This is a genomic window from Pseudomonas cremoricolorata (assembly GCF_000759535.1).
Lineage (GTDB): Bacteria > Pseudomonadota > Gammaproteobacteria > Pseudomonadales > Pseudomonadaceae > Aquipseudomonas > Aquipseudomonas cremoricolorata_A.
The window spans coordinates 1,859,044-1,874,294 of sequence record NZ_CP009455.1 but is presented as its reverse complement, the minus strand read 5'-3'; the positions used below and the strand labels follow the sequence as shown (position 1 = coordinate 1,874,294).

The window sequence follows — 15,251 nt, the reverse complement described above, 5'->3', positions numbered from 1 at the left end:
TGCCGGGTCACGTATCAGTTGAACAAGCCGTAGAAGAATAGCCGAATGCTATCCCACATACGACGGATGAAACCACCTTCCTCGACCGGCTCGAGGGCGATCAGGTCGGCGCTGTGGACCACTTTGTCATCCAGTTTGACTTCCACTTTACCGATCACGTCACCTTGGGCGATGGGCGCGGTGAGCTGTGGGTTAATGGTCATCGAAGCCTGCAGGCGCTTGAGCTGGCCTTTGGGCATGGTCATGGTCAGGTCGTTGGCCAGACCGGCCTTGACCTGCGAGGTAGCACCCTTCCACACCGGCGCCTGGGCCAGTTCGGTACCTTTCTGATAGAAGGTCTGGGTTTCGAAGAAGCGGAAGCCGTAGGTCAGCAGTTTCTGCGTTTCGGCAGCGCGCGATTGCTCGCTGTTGGTGCCGAACACCACGGCGATCAGACGCTGACCGTCACGTACCGCCGAGGCCACCATGCAGTAGCCGGCCTCTTCGGTGTGGCCGGTTTTCAGGCCATCGACGGTCTTGTCACGCCACAGCAGCAGGTTGCGGTTGGGCTGCTTGATGTTGTTCCAGAAGAACTCTTTCTGCGAGTAGATCGCGTAGTGCGCCGGGTCTTCGTTGATGATCGCCCGGGCCAGCACGGCCATGTCGTGCGCCGAGGAGTAGTGCTCGGGGTGTGGCAGGCCGGTCGGGTTCATGAAGTGGCTGTTGCTCATGCCCAGGTCGGCGGCGGTCTTGTTCATCATGTCGGCGAAGGCGTCTTCGCTGCCGGCGATGTGCTCGGAGAGCGCCACCGAGGCATCGTTGCCCGACTGAATGATGATGCCGTGCAGCAGGTCGCTGACGCTGACCTGGGTGCCGACCTTGATGAACATGCGCGAACCACCGGTGCGCCACGCGTTTTCGCTGACGGTGACAGGGTCGTTCTCGCCGATCTGCCCGCGACGGATGTCGAGGGTGGCGATGTAGGCGGTCATCAGTTTGGTCAGGCTGGCGGGCGGCAGGCGCTCGTCACCGTTGTTCTCGACCAGCACGTTGCCGCTGGAGGCATCCATCAGCACGTAGGACTTGGCGGCCAGTTGCGGCGCTGCTGGCATCATCTGCTCCGCCGCGAAGGCAGCAGGCATGATCATCAGCAGCACGGGCAGGCACAGGCGTTTGGCTATTTTGGTGATGTTCATCCGTCTCTCGTAAATCGCTAAGGGTCTGATGTTTCGTGGACCGGGTAATCTCGGCTATCCAGACCACGCCCCCACATCAATGTTCACGCCTTGGGCCTGGGCCCAGGGTCTGGCGGGCAAAAACGGCCATTGTACATGGCCCTGCCCGCCGATTCATGACAAAACCTGCAGATGCGCTCAGTCGGCACTGACCAGCTTGGCCTGACCAAGATTGGCCAGGCGCACGCTGTCCTGCATCTGCTGCACTTCGCCCTGGCTGTTGATCGGCCCCAGGCGAACCCGGTGCAGCGTTTGCTGGTTACGCACGATCGAGCTGATGAACACCGGCGCGCTGACCATGGTGCTCAGTTTCGAGCGCAGCAGCTCGGCGGCATCGGGGTTGGCGAAGGCGCCGACCTGCAGGAACATCGCGCCACTGTTGGCTGGGCCGGCGTTGCCACCGACCTGCACGGGCACCACGGGTGCGGCGTGCTGCTGCGGCGGCGGCGTCCACTGCTCGACGGTTCCGGTGCTGGCCGGAATCGGCTGGGTCTGCGCCATCTGCGGTTCCTTGAGCACCAGCGGCGCAGGACGGCCACGCTGGGCCCACCACTGCTGCGGATCGATGCCCTCGACGCGCACGCGAGCGGTGCCGGTTTCGGCATAGCCGAGTTTTTTCGCCGCCGCGTAGGACAGGTCGATGATGCGGTCGGAGTAGAACGGCCCGCGGTCATTGACCCGCAGGATCACACTGCGCTGGTTGTCCAGGTTGGTCACCCGCACATACGCCGGCAGCGGCAGGGTCTTGTGCGCCGCGCTCATGCCGTAGAGGTCATAGACCTCGCCGTTGGCGGTGTTCTGGCCATGGAACTTGGTGCCGTACCACGAGGCAGTGCCCTCGGCGCGGTAGTTGCTCGATTGCTGGATGGGGTAGTAGGTCTTGCCCAGTACGGTGTACGGGTTGGCCTTGTAGTTGCCGGTGTGCACGGTCGGCGTGGCGTCGGGAATCTTGTTGACGTCGACGTCCCACCAAGGCGCGCCATCCTTGTGTGCACGGTTGATGTCCAGGCCCGGCTGCGCACGCACGATATCGCCGCTCTGCTTGGGTTTGGTCGCGGTCGGGCGGCTCGACGAGCAACTGGTCAATACCAGCGCAGCGGCTAGGCAGCCGATCAGCTTCAAGGTGTTCGCTTGGAAAAAATCGCGCATTTAGTTGACGCCTCGTGCCTTGACCAGCTGCTCGGAAAGCTGATGCACCGCCATGGCATACATCACGCTGCGGTTGTAGCGAGTGATTGCGTAGAAGTTCTTCAGGCCCATCCAGTATTCCGCGCCGTTGTCGCCTTCGAGGCGAAACGCGGTGACCGGCAGATCGTCAGGCAGCGCATCATGACTCGACCAGCCCAGCGCTCGCAACTGAGCCACCGTGCTGGCCGGCTCGATGCCTTGGGTGACGCCTTGCTCGAAGCGCTCGCCGCTGACCTGGGCGCGGCTGACCACGCCTTGGCCGGCAACCCAGCCGTGACGCTTGAAGTAGCTGGCGACACTGCCGATGGCATCATCCGGGTTGTTCCAGATATTGATATGACCGTCGCCGTCGAAATCCACCGCGTAGGCGCGGAAGCTGCTCGGCATGAACTGCGGCAGGCCCATGGCGCCGGCGTAGGAGCCTTTGAGGGTCAGCGGATCGACTTGCTGCTCGCGGGCCAGCAGCAGGTACTCACGCAGCTCCTTGCGGAAGAACTGCGCACGCGGCGGGTAATCGAAGCCCAGGGTCGACAACGCATCGATCACGCGGAAGTTGCCGGTGTTGCGGCCAAAGAAGGTTTCGACGCCGATGATCGCCACGATCACTTGCGCCGGCACGCCGTATTCCTGCTCGGCGCGGGCCAGCACGGCTTCGTGCTGGCGCCAGAAGTCGACACCACGGGCAATGCGCGCGTCGGTGAGGAACATCGGCCGGTATTCCTTCCACGGCTTGACCCGCTCGGCCGGGCGCGAAATGGCGTCGAGAATCGACTGCTTGCGCTGCACCTCGGCGAACACCTCGAACAGCTGCTCGCTGGCGAAGCCGTGGTCGCGGGTCATCTCGGCGACGAACTCGGCCACCTGCGGCGAGCCATCGTAATCGCCGGCATTGGCTTGCTGGACAGCGCCAAGCAACCCCAAGGCACCGATCCACGGTACCCAACGAGCGGCCCAGCCGCGCACGACTTGCATGAAATTGATCACCTTATTCAAACCTGTGCGATCCACTTGCGGTGCGTGTGGATCGACATCAAAACGCCAAACGCTGACAGCAGCGTCACCAACGAAGTTCCGCCGTAGCTGATGAAGGGCAACGGCACCCCTACCACCGGCAGCAAGCCGCTCACCATACCGATATTGACGAACACGTACACGAAGAAGGTCATGGTCAGGCTGCCGGCCAGCAGCTTGCCGAACAGGGTCTGCGCTTGGGCGGTGATCATCAATCCGCGGCCGATCAGCAGCAGGTAGATGATCAGCAACAGGCAGATACCCACCAGGCCGAATTCCTCGCCGAGCACGGCGATGATGAAGTCGGTATGGCTCTCGGGAAGAAAATCCAGGTGCGACTGGGTGCCGAGCAGCCAGCCCTTGCCGAACACCCCGCCCGACCCGATCGCGGCTTTCGACTGAATGATGTTCCAGCCGGTGCCGAGCGGGTCGCTTTCCGGGTCGAGGAAGGTCAGCACGCGCTGTTTCTGGTAGTCGTGCATGACGAAGAACCACATGCCCACTGCCACCGGCACCGCTGCGGTCAGCACGCTGATGATCCAGCGCCAGCGCAAGCCGCCCATGAACAGCACGAAGGCGCCGCCAGCGAGAATCAGCAACGCGGTGCCCAGGTCGGGCTGGCGCACGATGAGAATGAATGGCACGCCGATCAGCACCAGGCTGATCAGCACATGCCTGAGGTGGGGCGGCAAGGTGCGCTTGGACAGGTACCAGGCCAACGTCGCCGGCATGATGATCTTCATGAACTCCGAGGGCTGGAAGCGGATCACCCCGGGAATGTTGATCCAGCGCGTGGCGCCCATGGCGTTGTGGCCCATGACGTCGACCACCACCAGCAGCAGCACGCCGAACAGGTAGGCCAGCGGCACCCAACGGGCCATGAAGCGTGGTTCGAGCTGGGCGATGATGAACATCGAGCCCAGGCCCAGGCCGAAGGAGGTCGCCTGCTTGAGCAGCAAGTCCCAGTTCTTGCCGCTGGCCGAATACAGCACGAACAGGCTGCCGGCGGCCAGGGTCAGGAGGATGAGCAGCAACGGCCCATCGATGTGGATGCGTTGCAGGAAGCTGGCGCGGCGGCGCATCACGTCTTCGCTGGAGAGCATCCGGTCGAAATTGTTCATCACGGGGCCGTCTCCTCGGCAACGGTGGCAGGCACGGCGCCGGACTTGAGCCGACCGTGTTCATCGAGCAGCCAGGCATCCATGATCTGACGTACCACAGGCGCGGCGACGCCAGAGCCGGATTCGCCGTTCTCGACCATCACCGAAATGACGATCTCGGGTTTCTCCGCTGGGGCGAAGGCGACGAACAGGGCATGGTCACGGTGGCGTTCCTGCAATTTGTTGCGGTCGTACTTCTCGCCCTGGCGGATGGCGACCACCTGCGCCGTGCCGCTCTTGCCAGCGATGCGGTACTGCGCGCCGAGCGCGGCCTTGCGCGCAGTGCCACGGGCGTTGTGCATCACCTGCTCCATGCCATGGGTGACCTTGGCCCAGTCGGACTTGTCACGCAAGACGATGTCCTCCATGGGATTTTCATCCACCGGCGGCTGACCTTCGATGGTCTTGGCCAGATGCGGACGATTCCACACACCCTTGTTGGCGATCAGCGCCGTGGCCTGGGCCAGTTGCAGCGGCGTGGCCTGCATGTAGCCCTGGCCGATGCCCAGAATCAGGGTTTCCCCGGGGAACCAGGCTTGGCGGCGGGTGGCGCGTTTCCATTCACGGGAAGGCATCAGCCCGGCGGATTCTTCGAACATGTCCAGCGACACGCGCTGGCCGATGCCGAACTTGTTCATGTAGGACGACAGGCGATCAATGCCCATCTTGTGCGCCAGATCGTAGAAATAGGTGTCGTTGGAGCGCATGATCGCCGCGTCCAGGTCGACCCAGCCATCGCCGCTGCGGTTCCAGTTGCGGTACTTGTGGTCGTAGTTGGGCAGTTGGTAGTAGCCGGGGTCGAACACCCGGCTGCCGGCGTTGACCACGCCGCTGTCGAGGCCGGCGATGGCCACGGCCGGCTTGATGGTCGAGCCAGGCGGATACAGCCCGCGCAGCACGCGGTTGAACAGCGGTCGGTCGATCGAATCGCGCAGCTCGGCGTAGGCCTTGAAGCTGATGCCGGTGACGAACAGGTTGGGGTCGAAGCTTGGCTGGCTGACCATCGCCAGCACCTCGCCGGTGCGCGGGTCGAGCGCCACCACCGCGCCACGGCGGCCGCCCAGCGCCGCCTCGGCGGCCTCTTGCAGCTTGATGTCCAGGCTCAGGACGATGTCCTTGCCGGGCTTGGGGTCGGTGCGTTTAAGCACCCGCAGCACGCGGCCGCGGGCGTTGGTCTCGACCTCTTCGTAGCCCACCTGACCATGCAGCGAGTCTTCGTAGAAGCGCTCGATGCCGGTCTTGCCGATGTGGTGGGTGCCGCTGTAGTTGACCGGGTCGAGGGTCTTGAGCTCTTTCTCGTTGATGCGCCCGACATACCCCACCGAATGGGCGAAATGCGCGCCCTGCGGGTAGTGCCGCACCAACTGCGCGACCACTTCCACCCCAGGCAGGCGGAACTGGTTCACCGCAATGCGGGCGATCTGGTCTTCGTTGAGCTCGAACAGAATCGGCACCGGCTCGAACGGCCGGCGCCCCTGACGCATGCGCTTCTCGAACAGCACGCGGTCGTCTTCGCTGAGCTTGAGCACCTCGACGATGGTGTCGAGCACCTGCTGCCAGTCACCGCCAGCCCGTTCACGGGTCATGCTGAGGCTGAAGCTGGGCCGGTTGTCAGCGATGATCACGCCGTTGCGGTCGTAGATCAGCCCGCGGGTCGGCGGAATCGGCTGCACGTGCACCCGATTGTTCTCCGACAGCGTCGAGTGATAGTCGTACTGGATCACCTGCAGGTAATACAGCCGAACGATCAACACGCAGATGAGCAGCATGATCGCCACGGCACCGACCACGACGCGGTTGCGCACCAAGCGGGCGTCTTTCTCGTGGTCCTTGAGGCGGATCGGCTGCGACATCGGTCTGGCTTACAGGCTCATTTGTGGTAGGGATGCCCGGACAACACGGTCCAGGCGCGGTAGATCTGCTCGCCGATCAGTATCCTTACCAACGGGTGCGGCAAGGTCAGCGGCGACAGCGACCAGCGCTGCTCGGCCCGCGCGCACACTTGCGGCGCCAGGCCTTCCGGCCCACCGACCATCAGATTGACGGTGCGCGCATCCAGCCGCCAGCGGTCGAGTTCACCGGCCAGTTGCTCGGTACTCCACGGCTTGCCGTGGACTTCGAGGGTGACGATGCGCTCACCGGGCTGCACCTTGCTCAACATGGCGTCGCCCTCCTGACGAATCAGGCGGGTGACGTCGGCATTCTTGCCGCGGGTGTTGAGCGGGATTTCAACCAGTTCCAGGGCCATTTCCGCAGGCAGGCGCTTGGCGTACTCGTGCCAGCCTTCCTCCACCCACTTGGGCATGCGCGAACCAACCGCGATCAGACGCAGACGCACGGCGCAGGCCTATTCCCGATCCTTGAGCTTTTCGAAGTAGTCGTGGGTGGCGTTTTCCGGGCTGTGGTGCTTGCCATCAGCGGCGCGGCTCTGCTCGGCACCGACCCACAGACGCTCGAGGTCGTAGAACTGGCGGGCAGCGGCGGTCATCATGTGCACGATGACGTCGTTGAGGTCGAGCAGCACCCAGTCGCTGTCGCCCTTGCCTTCTTCGCCCAGCGGCTGTGCGCCCTTGGCCTTGACCGCTTCACGGACCTTTTCCAGCATCGCGTTGATCTGCCGGTTGGAAGTACCGGTGGCGATGATCATGTAGTCGGTGAGGCTGTGCTTGTCGCGCACGTCGATCACCTGGATGTCCTGGGCCTTGACGTCTTCCAGCGCGGCCTTGGTCAGCTCGACCAGTTCTTCGCCGTGGATTTTCTGCTTGGTCATATAAAACTCGTTCAACGTGTTGAGTGAGGTGCCCGCGGACACCTTCAGTTAGACGCACGGTACAAGTCGTGCGCCTCTATGTAGGCCAGTACTGCGTCCGGCACCAGGAACCGCACCGACTTGCCGCTGGCCAGCAGCTGTCGGATCTGCGTGGCAGACACCGCAAGCGGTGTCTGCCAGACGAACGAAATGTTTCCCGCCGGGCCGGACATGGCGGTGGGATCGCTCTCGGAGCGTGCAGCCAGCAGGTTGCGCAGCTCAAAAGGGGGTTCAACGTCGGCATCCGGGCGTTGCAGCACCAGGATGTGACAGTGTTGCAGCAATTCTTCCCAGCGGTGCCAACTGGGCAGTCCACAGAAGGCATCCCAGCCCAGCACCATGAACAGCTGGTCGTCAGCGCCCAGCTCGGCGCGCAACGACTCCAGGGTGTCGATGGTGTAGGACGGTTTGTCGCGGGCCAGCTCACGGGCATCGACGCGCAATGGCGCCGCACCCTCTACCGCGCCGCAGACCATGGCCAGACGCTGCTGCGCGGTGACCTGCGGGGTCTCGCGGTGCGGCGGCCGGGCGTTGGGCAGCAGGCGCAGTTCGTCCAGCTGCATCAGCTCGACCACTTCCAGCGCGCTGCGCAAGTGGCCGATATGCACCGGGTCGAACGTACCGCCGAGAATGCCGATGCGCCGGGCTGCCGGGGGCTGGGTCAAATCAGCACGGCTCCTGACCGCGCAGTTGACCGTCGCCCACCACCACATACTTCTCGCAGGTCAGCCCTTCCAGGCCCACTGGACCGCGCGCATGCAGCTTGTCGGTGGAGATGCCGATTTCGGCGCCCAGGCCATACTCGAAGCCATCGGCGAAGCAGGTTGGCGCATTGAGCATGACCGAAGCGGAATCGACTTCAGTCATGAACTGACGGGCCTGGCCCTGGTGTTCGGTGACGATGGCATCGGTGTGGTGCGAGCCGTAATGATTGATGTGCTCGATGGCCTGTTCCAGCCCCTCGACCACGCGAATCGACAGGATCGGCGCCAGGTACTCGGTGTGCCAGTCCTGTTCGCTGGCCGGCAGCACGTCGATCAGCGCCTGGGTGCGCTCGCAGCCGCGCAGCTCGACGCCCTTGGCCAGCAGCGCCTCGGCCATCGACGGCAGGAAGGCCGCGGCCACGCGCTGGTCGACCAGCAGCGTTTCCATGGCGCCGCAGATGCCATAGCGGTAGGTCTTGGCGTTGAGGGCGATGCGCTGGGCCTTGTCCAGCTCGGCGTGTTCGGCGACGTAGACATGGCAGATGCCGTCGAGGTGCTTGATCACCGGCACGCGGGCGTCGCGGCTGATGCGCTCGATCAGGCCACGGCCACCGCGCGGGACGATGACATCGACGTACTCGGGCATGCTGATCAACGCGCCAACGGCTTCGCGGTCGGTGGTTTCCACCACCTGCACCACGGCGGCCGGCAAATCGGCGGCGGCCAGGCCACGCTGAATGCAGCGGGCGACGGCGCGGTTGGAATGAATGGCTTCCGAGCCGCCACGCAGAATGGTCGCGTTACCCGACTTCAGGCACAGGCTGGCGGCGTCGATGGTCACGTTCGGGCGTGATTCGTAGATGATGCCGATGACCCCCAGCGGTACGCGCATCTTGCCGACCTGGATGCCCGAGGGCCGGTAGCTCATGTCGCGGATCGCGCCGACCGGGTCGGGCAATGCCGCGACCTGGCGCAGGCCGGTGATCATGCCGTCGATGCGCGCCGGGGTCAGCGCCAGACGGTCGAGCAACGCGGGCTCAAGACCGTTGGCGCGACCGGCGGCGAGGTCTTGCTCGTTGGCCGCGGTGAGCTCTTCACGGGCAGCGTCCAGCGCGTCAGCGGCGGCATGCAGGGCGCGGTTCTTCTGCGCGGCGCTGGCACGGCCGATGACCCGCGACGCCTGGCGGGCGGCGCGACCCAGGCGGGTCATGTAGTCAAGAACGGACTCAGTCATGGGTTCGGTGTCTTGGCGAAGGGGAAATCGGCTGATTATAACCGGCGCGCCGGTATACGCCCAGCAGTGGGAGGCGGATGGTAGTGGATGTGTACTTCTGAATGTAGGAAAGATGTAACCGGCGGTATCGGATTGTTCTGATTGTTTTCCACCACCGAAGCTGCTCATGCCGCGTCACCACTCGCCTGGCGCCTGGCAGCGGCGTCGCTTTGAACGCCCCCAGGGTGCGCCTCGGTCAGCGGCGATTCAGCCACCGCTGGCCGATTCATTGCTATGCTCGCGCTCTTTTCATTCGGACCGACCGCGCGCATGACCCAGCCCGCCCCTTCGCCCTACCCGGCTCTGCCCGATACCTTCTTCAACCGTGACGCCCAGACCGTCGCCAAGGACCTGCTCGGCAAGGTCATTCGTCATCGCCATGAGGGTCTGTGGCTGGCGGCGCGCATCATCGAAACCGAAGCCTATTACCTCAGCGACAAGGGCAGCCATGCCTCGCTGGGCTTTACCGAAAAGCGCAAGGCGCTGTTCCTCGACGGCGGGCATATCTACATGTATTACGCCCGCGGCGGTGACTCGCTGAACTTCAGCGCCGAAGGGCCAGGCAACGCGGTGCTGATCAAGGCCGCCTACCCGTGGCTGGATGCGCGCAGCGACGCCAACAGCCTGGCGCGCATGCAACTGAACAATCCCGACGCCAGCGGCAACGTGCGCCCGGCCGAGCGCCTGTGTGCCGGCCAGACCCTGCTCTGTCGATCCCTGGGCCTGAAGGTGCCGGACTGGGACGCGCAGCGCTTCGATCCGCAGCGGCTGTACGTCGAGGACTGCGCCAACCCCGTGCCGGAGGTGATCCAGACCACCCGCCTGGGCATTCCACAGGGCCGCGACGAACATCTGCCCTACCGCTTCGTCGACGCCCAGTACGCGCGCTTCTGCACACGGAACCCCCTGCGCCGGGGCCAAGTCGAAGGCCGAGACTTTTTCCTCCTGCAACAACAAGGAAGCTGAAACCATGGGCCAATGGCTCGACAGCCTCACCGTCTGGCTCAGCGCCAACCCCGAATGGCTCGGCGTTGCGATCTTCATCATCGCCTGCATCGAATGCCTGGCGATTGCCGGCATCATCGTTCCTGGCACCGTGCTGCTGTTCGGCGTTGCCGTGGCCGCCGGCAGCGGTGCGCTGAGCCTGGGCCACACGCTGCTGCTGGGTTTCCTCGGCGGGCTCCTGGGCGACGCAATGTCCTACGCCATCGGCAAGTACTTCCACCAGAACATTCGCCGCCTGCCGCTGCTGCGCAGTCACCCGGAGTGGATCGGCGGTGCGGAAACCTATTTCCACCGCTATGGCATCGCCAGTTTGCTGGTCGGTCGCTTCATCGGCCCGTTGCGGCCCATGCTGCCGATGGTCGCCGGCATGTTCGACATGCCGCTGCCGCGCTTCATCGCTGTCAGCCTGGTGGCCGCAGCCGGGTGGTCGGCAGCCTACCTGCTGCCGGGCTGGGCCACCGGTGCGGCGATGCGCCTGCCCTTGCCTGAACACTTCTGGCCACAGGCCGGGGTGGTTGCCGCGGGCCTTGCGCTGCTGCTGGGACTGAGCCTGAACAGCAGCATCCGCGACCGCCGCTACGGCACGCGGATGATCAGCGGCCTGTGCCTGGCAACGTTGATTGCGCTATTTCTCGGCTGGCCGTGGCTGCACGACTTCGATCAGGGCGTGATGACCCTGGTTCAGGAACACCGCAGCCAGGCACTGGACGGCACTGTGGTGCTGGTCACGCGGTTGGGCGACTTCCGTACCCAGTTCTTCCTTGGCGGGCTGCTGACCGGCCTGTTGCTGCTGATGCGGCAATGGCGCCATGCCCTGTTCGCCGGCGCCGCGCTGATTGGCACGGCGATCGGCAACGGCACGCTCAAATGGCTGTTCGCCCGCGCCCGTCCGGAGGTGCTGACCGATCCACTGACCAGCTACAGCATGCCTAGTGGCCACAGTTCGGCGTCGTTCGCCTTCTTCCTGGTGCTGGCGGTGCTCGCCGGACGCGGCCAGCCGCCACGCATGCGCCTGACCTGGATACTGCTGGGCTGCATACCGGCGCTGTCGATTGCCTTGTCGCGGGTCTACCTGGGCGCGCACTGGCCGACCGACATCCTCGCCGGCGCGCTGCTGGCGTGCTGCGTCTGCGCCCTCAGCCTGACCCTGGTGCAGCATCGCCAGCCATTGCCGGCCATGCCGCTGCGTGTCTGGTGGCTGGTGTTGCCCGCGTGCATTGCGCTGCTGGGCTTTTTTGCCCTGTATGCCTTGCCCGATGCGGTGGCGCGCTATCAATACTGAGCGGCCAGCCGTCTGGCTCAGTCGAACAGTTCTCCCTGCAGACGTTCGAGCAGCACCTGGATCGCATCCAGGCGCTGCCCGGGCGAGTCGATCGCCAGCAAGTCGAGCTTGTCCTGCTCGGTGAACGGCAGCAGGTAACCGAGCTGATTGGCCAGCGCCTGCCGCCCGGTGATCGCCAGCGGCATGTCCAGCGCCTTGACCATCGGGTGTTCTCCCAGCGCCAGCAGCAGGGCGAGCAGGTCGTCGTCCTCCTCCGCCAGAGCGCTGTCGGCGTGCTCGCTCAACCAAGTCGGCTCGCCGAGCAGCAGTTGGTCCTTCTGCACCTCGGTGTGCCTCACCTTGAAACGCCGAGCACCTTCGACGCGAATGCCCAGCAGGCCGTTGTCCTGCTGCACGAAGTCACGGATCAGCGCCTCACAGCCAAGGCTGGCGATGCCTGTCGGCGCCTGGCCGACCTGCTCGCCCTCATGGATGCACACCACGCCAAAGCCTTCACCCTGTTTCATGCAGCGGCCGATCATGTCCAGGTAGCGCGCCTCGAAGATCTGCAAATCGAGCAAGCAGCCTGGGAACAGCACGGTATTGAGCGGAAACAGCGGTAAGGTCATTTTCCCTCCTCAAGCAATCACGCTGACGGCCAGCGGCAGGAACACCGCGGTCGCCACGCCCATCAGGCTCATCGCCAACGCGGCGAATGCACCACATTCATCACCCTCTTGCAGCGCCACCGAGGTGCCCACCGCATGGGCGGTGACACCCAGCGACATACCCCGCGCCTCCGGGCTGGTGACCCCGAAGCGGTCGAGCAAGGCCGGGCCGAAGATCGCCCCCAGCACCCCGGTAATCAGCACGAACACCGCCGCCAAGGCCGCCACGCCGCCGATCTGCTCGGCCACCAGCATGGCGATCGGTGAGGTCACCGACTTCGGTGCCATGGTCATCAGGATCATGTGTTCGGCGCCAAACCAGTAGCCCAGCGCCACGCAAGCCACGGTGGCGAACACGCCACCGATCACCAGCGTAGTGAAGGTCGGCCAGAACAGCTGGCGAATGCGCCGCAGGTTCAGGTACAGCGGCACGGCCAGGGCGACCGTGGCCGGGCCCAGGAGGATATTGAGGATTTCCGTGCTCTTGCGGTATTCGGGGTAGTGAATGCCGCACAGCAGCAGTACGCTGATCACCAGCAGCATCGACACCAGCACCGGTTGCAGGAAGATCCAGCGGGTCTTGTCGTAGGCCGCCACCGCCAGTTGATAGGCGCCCAGGGTGATACCGATGCCGAACAGCGGGTGATGCACCACTGCGTCCAGCGCGCCTTGCCAGTCCGGGTTCATGGCTGCTCCTTGCGTGCGGCCTGGCGATGGATGAGCTTTTGCATCAGCACACCGACCAGCACCAGGGTCAGCAGGCACGACAGCACCAGCGCGCCGACGATGGCCCAGAAATCGGCGGCGATGTCCCTGGCGTAGACCATCACCCCCACCGCTGGCGGCACCAGCAGCAATGGCAGGTAGCGCAGCAGGCTGGATGAAGCCTCGCTCAGCGGCTGGGCCACTTCGCCACGGCTGATCAACCAGGCGAGCAGCAACAGCAGACCAATGATCGGCCCCGGCAGCATGGGCAACAGCAGGTGATTGATCGCCGTCCCCAACAACTGGAACAGCACCAGCCAGGTCAATCCACGCAACAGCATACGTACCTCCTCCGGGCAATTGCGCCTATTAAGCAAGCTGCGCACGGCATGCTGCAAGGTGCAGGCTGGGACTGCCAGCGATCGGCGAACGTCATTGACCCGCCCGCTGACGCTTGAAGCACGTGCGCAGCCAGCCCCATACTCGCCGGTTTGCCGTCCCCGGATACCGTCCATGCGCCCACTGCTGCCACTCGCCTTGCTCCTGCTGCTCGCTGCCTGCGGCGAAGGCGAGCCGCTGTCGCCACCCGATGCTCGCCTGCCTGATGGCGGCCGTTATCGCGGCGAGGTGGTCAATGGCCTGCTGCAGGGCCAAGGGCGTATCGACTACCCCAACGGCAGTTTCTACCAAGGCGGCTTTCACGACGGCCAATGGCAGGGCGACGGGGAATGGCACGGTAGCCACGGTGAGGTGTATCGCGGCCAGTTCAAGGGCGGGTTGTTTCATGGCCTGGGCGATCTGACCACCCCGGGCAGCCACTACAGCGGCACCTTCGAGGGCGGGCGGCGCTCCGGTGAAGGCACCCTCAAGCAGAACGACCAGCTCTACCGTGGGCAATTCAAGGACGATCAATACCAAGGCGCCGGCGAGTTGCAGATGGCCGACGGCAGCCGCTACCAGGGCCTGTTCAGCCAAGGCAAACCCAATGGCGCCGGCGTGCGCAGCGATGCCAGCGGCAACCAGTTCAGCGGCACCTTCGTCGACGGCCAGTTGCAAGGCAGCGGCACCTTCGACAGCGTCGAGGGCGAGCAGTACATCGGCGAATTCAAGGACAACCGCCTGCAAGGCCGTGGCCGTTATGAAAATGCCGACGGCGATGTCTGGATCGGCACCTTCAAGGATGGCGCGCTGGTCGGTGACGGCGAACTGCTTGGCGCCGATGGCAGCCATTACAAAGGCCAGTTCCGCGACTGGCGCTTTGCCGGCAAGGGCCACCTGCAACTGCCCGACGGCAGCCACTACCGCGGCGGCTTCGATAACGATGCGTATGAAGGTCAGGGTCGCCTGACCCACGCTGACGGCCGTGTCGAAGCGGGGCTGTGGCGCAATGGTGTGCGCGTGCGCGATGACCAGGGCCACGCGCTGCCCGACCCGCTGGATCTGGCCCTGCTCGATCAGGGTCGCTTGCTCGACGACGCGCTGGCGCACGTGCCGCCCTCAGACAAGGCGGTGCAGCTGTACAGCCTGGTGGTGGCGGGCGACGGGCAACAGAGCGTGTTCATGCGCGAGGCCGATTACGTTAGCAATCTGCTCAAGGTGCGCTTCGGCGCCAGCGGGCAAGTGACCCTGGTCAATCATCGCGACAGCATGACCACCCGGCCCATGGCCACCCGCGAGAGCATCAGCCGCGCCGCGCAGACCCTGGCCGAGCGCAGCGACGCTGACGACCTGCTGTTCATCTACCTGACCACCCACGGCAGCGCCGACCACCAGCTGGTACTCGACCAACCGCGCCTGCAACTGGCCGACCTCACCGCCGACGAACTGGTCAGCGCCCTGGCACCGCTGAAAAAACGCAACAAGGTCATCGTCATCTCGGCCTGCTATTCGGGCGGTTACATCGAACCGTTGAAAGATGCCCACACCCTGATCATGACTGCGGCGCGGCCTGATCGGGTCTCGTTCGGCTGCTCGGAAGAAGCTGACTTCACCTATTTCGGCGATGCCCTGTTCGCCCAGGCACTGAACCAGACCGACGACCTCGAACAGGCGTTTGAACTGGCCCGCGCCAGCGTTGCCGAACGAGAACAGCGCGAAGGCTTCGAAGCCTCCGAACCTCAGCTCTGGGCGCCCGCTGCAGTGCTTGAACACTGGCAACGCCTGCGCCGCCAGCAAGCCGAACAGGCGCTGGGCGAACAGGCGCACGTCACCGGCCAGGCAAAGGAAAAACGCTCACAGAGCCACTAAGCTGGA

The 15,251-nt window shown here is 64.6% G+C and carries 15 protein-coding genes; 3 read left to right on the top strand and 12 right to left on the bottom strand.

What is annotated here, in order from left to right:
• Nucleotides 1–14 precede the first annotated feature (14 nt).
• From LK03_RS08195 to LK03_RS08155, 9 genes are all read right to left on the bottom strand, one after another.
• Complete coding sequence (locus tag LK03_RS08195) at nt 15–1,175, bottom strand: D-alanyl-D-alanine carboxypeptidase family protein (RefSeq protein WP_038411855.1); 1,161 nt, start codon at nt 1,173–1,175, stop codon at nt 15–17.
• Between the two features lie 177 nt (nt 1,176–1,352).
• Entirely contained in the window at nt 1,353–2,363 is a 1,011-nt protein-coding gene (locus LK03_RS08190) for a septal ring lytic transglycosylase RlpA family protein (protein ID WP_038411854.1), read from the bottom strand.
• Nucleotides 2,364–3,374 (bottom strand): lytic murein transglycosylase B, encoded by a 1,011-nt coding sequence (gene mltB, locus LK03_RS08185; RefSeq protein ID WP_038414652.1) that lies wholly within the window; start codon nt 3,372–3,374, stop codon nt 2,364–2,366.
• Nucleotides 3,375–3,391: 17 nt separating this feature from the next.
• The gene (gene rodA / locus LK03_RS08180) at nt 3,392–4,495 is read right to left on the bottom strand and encodes a rod shape-determining protein RodA (RefSeq protein WP_049870604.1); all 1,104 of its coding nucleotides are present in this window, start codon (nt 4,493–4,495) and stop codon (nt 3,392–3,394) included.
• A gap of 38 nt (nt 4,496–4,533) precedes the next feature.
• A complete protein-coding gene (gene mrdA, locus LK03_RS08175) occupies nt 4,534–6,426 on the bottom strand; it encodes a penicillin-binding protein 2 (protein WP_038411852.1) in 1,893 nt (630 codons plus the stop codon).
• Nucleotides 6,427–6,443: 17 nt separating this feature from the next.
• A complete protein-coding gene (gene rlmH, locus LK03_RS08170; protein ID WP_028695508.1) occupies nt 6,444–6,911 on the bottom strand; it encodes a 23S rRNA (pseudouridine(1915)-N(3))-methyltransferase RlmH in 468 nt (155 codons plus the stop codon).
• A 9-nt stretch (nt 6,912–6,920) separates the two neighbouring features.
• Nucleotides 6,921–7,343, bottom strand: coding sequence for a ribosome silencing factor (rsfS, locus tag LK03_RS08165; RefSeq protein WP_028695507.1), 423 nt, complete (start codon nt 7,341–7,343; stop codon nt 6,921–6,923).
• A 44-nt stretch (nt 7,344–7,387) separates the two neighbouring features.
• A complete protein-coding gene (gene nadD, locus LK03_RS08160; protein ID WP_081951578.1) occupies nt 7,388–8,095 on the bottom strand; it encodes a nicotinate-nucleotide adenylyltransferase in 708 nt (235 codons plus the stop codon).
• A complete protein-coding gene (locus LK03_RS08155) occupies nt 8,049–9,320 on the bottom strand; it encodes a glutamate-5-semialdehyde dehydrogenase (protein ID WP_038411851.1) in 1,272 nt (423 codons plus the stop codon). The genes nadD and LK03_RS08155 overlap by 47 nt, the downstream gene beginning before the upstream one ends.
• Nucleotides 9,321–9,629: 309 nt before the next feature.
• Here LK03_RS08155 and LK03_RS08150 point away from each other — a divergent pair, with 309 nt between their 5' ends.
• Together LK03_RS08150 and LK03_RS08145 are read left to right on the top strand one after the other, a co-directional pair.
• Entirely contained in the window at nt 9,630–10,325 is a 696-nt protein-coding gene (locus tag LK03_RS08150) for a DNA-3-methyladenine glycosylase (protein WP_038411850.1), read from the top strand.
• Between the two features lie 4 nt (nt 10,326–10,329).
• Nucleotides 10,330–11,646 (top strand): bifunctional DedA family/phosphatase PAP2 family protein, encoded by a 1,317-nt coding sequence (locus LK03_RS08145; RefSeq protein ID WP_038411849.1) that lies wholly within the window; start codon nt 10,330–10,332, stop codon nt 11,644–11,646.
• Between the two features lie 17 nt (nt 11,647–11,663).
• On the opposite strand, the gene LK03_RS08140 is transcribed toward LK03_RS08145, so the two are convergent.
• Genes LK03_RS08140 through LK03_RS08130 form a run of 3 tightly spaced genes read right to left on the bottom strand, consistent with a single transcriptional unit; the run spans nt 11,664 to nt 13,339 of the window.
• On the bottom strand, nt 11,664–12,254 hold the full coding sequence (locus LK03_RS08140) for an LON peptidase substrate-binding domain-containing protein (RefSeq protein WP_038411848.1): 591 nt from the start codon (nt 12,252–12,254) through the stop codon (nt 11,664–11,666).
• Nucleotides 12,255–12,263: 9 nt separating this feature from the next.
• The gene (locus tag LK03_RS08135) at nt 12,264–12,980 is read right to left on the bottom strand and encodes an LrgB family protein (protein ID WP_038411847.1); all 717 of its coding nucleotides are present in this window, start codon (nt 12,978–12,980) and stop codon (nt 12,264–12,266) included.
• Complete coding sequence (locus tag LK03_RS08130; RefSeq protein ID WP_038411846.1) at nt 12,977–13,339, bottom strand: CidA/LrgA family protein; 363 nt, start codon at nt 13,337–13,339, stop codon at nt 12,977–12,979. Before LK03_RS08130 ends, LK03_RS08135 begins: the two co-directional genes overlap by 4 nt.
• Before the next feature lie 172 nt (nt 13,340–13,511).
• Between LK03_RS08130 and LK03_RS08125 the strand changes: the two genes are divergently transcribed.
• The gene (locus LK03_RS08125) at nt 13,512–15,245 is read left to right on the top strand and encodes a C13 family peptidase (RefSeq protein ID WP_038411844.1); all 1,734 of its coding nucleotides are present in this window, start codon (nt 13,512–13,514) and stop codon (nt 15,243–15,245) included.
• Nucleotides 15,246–15,251 lie beyond the last annotated feature (6 nt).

What these genes read in the sequence shown, in the direction of transcription:
- LK03_RS08195 (WP_038411855.1), bottom strand. Translation starts at nt 1,175, where the DNA reads ATGAACATCACCAAAATAGCCAAACGCCTGTGCCTGCCCGTGCTGCTG.
- LK03_RS08140 (WP_038411848.1), bottom strand. Translation starts at nt 12,254, where the DNA reads ATGACCTTACCGCTGTTTCCGCTCAATACCGTGCTGTTCCCAGGCTGC.
- rsfS (WP_028695507.1), bottom strand. Translation starts at nt 7,343, where the DNA reads ATGACCAAGCAGAAAATCCACGGCGAAGAACTGGTCGAGCTGACCAAG.
- mrdA (WP_038411852.1), bottom strand. Translation starts at nt 6,426, where the DNA reads ATGTCGCAGCCGATCCGCCTCAAGGACCACGAGAAAGACGCCCGCTTG.
- LK03_RS08155 (WP_038411851.1), bottom strand. Translation starts at nt 9,320, where the DNA reads ATGACTGAGTCCGTTCTTGACTACATGACCCGCCTGGGTCGCGCCGCC.
- LK03_RS08190 (WP_038411854.1), bottom strand. Translation starts at nt 2,363, where the DNA reads ATGCGCGATTTTTTCCAAGCGAACACCTTGAAGCTGATCGGCTGCCTA.
- LK03_RS08130 (WP_038411846.1), bottom strand. Translation starts at nt 13,339, where the DNA reads ATGCTGTTGCGTGGATTGACCTGGCTGGTGCTGTTCCAGTTGTTGGGG.
- mltB (WP_038414652.1), bottom strand. Translation starts at nt 3,374, where the DNA reads ATGCAAGTCGTGCGCGGCTGGGCCGCTCGTTGGGTACCGTGGATCGGT.
- LK03_RS08135 (WP_038411847.1), bottom strand. Translation starts at nt 12,980, where the DNA reads ATGAACCCGGACTGGCAAGGCGCGCTGGACGCAGTGGTGCATCACCCG.
- LK03_RS08125 (WP_038411844.1), top strand. Translation starts at nt 13,512, where the DNA reads ATGCGCCCACTGCTGCCACTCGCCTTGCTCCTGCTGCTCGCTGCCTGC.
- rodA (WP_049870604.1), bottom strand. Translation starts at nt 4,495, where the DNA reads ATGCGCCGCCGCGCCAGCTTCCTGCAACGCATCCACATCGATGGGCCG.
- LK03_RS08145 (WP_038411849.1), top strand. Translation starts at nt 10,330, where the DNA reads ATGGGCCAATGGCTCGACAGCCTCACCGTCTGGCTCAGCGCCAACCCC.
- nadD (WP_081951578.1), bottom strand. Translation starts at nt 8,095, where the DNA reads ATGTGGTGGTGGGCGACGGTCAACTGCGCGGTCAGGAGCCGTGCTGAT.
- LK03_RS08150 (WP_038411850.1), top strand. Translation starts at nt 9,630, where the DNA reads ATGACCCAGCCCGCCCCTTCGCCCTACCCGGCTCTGCCCGATACCTTC.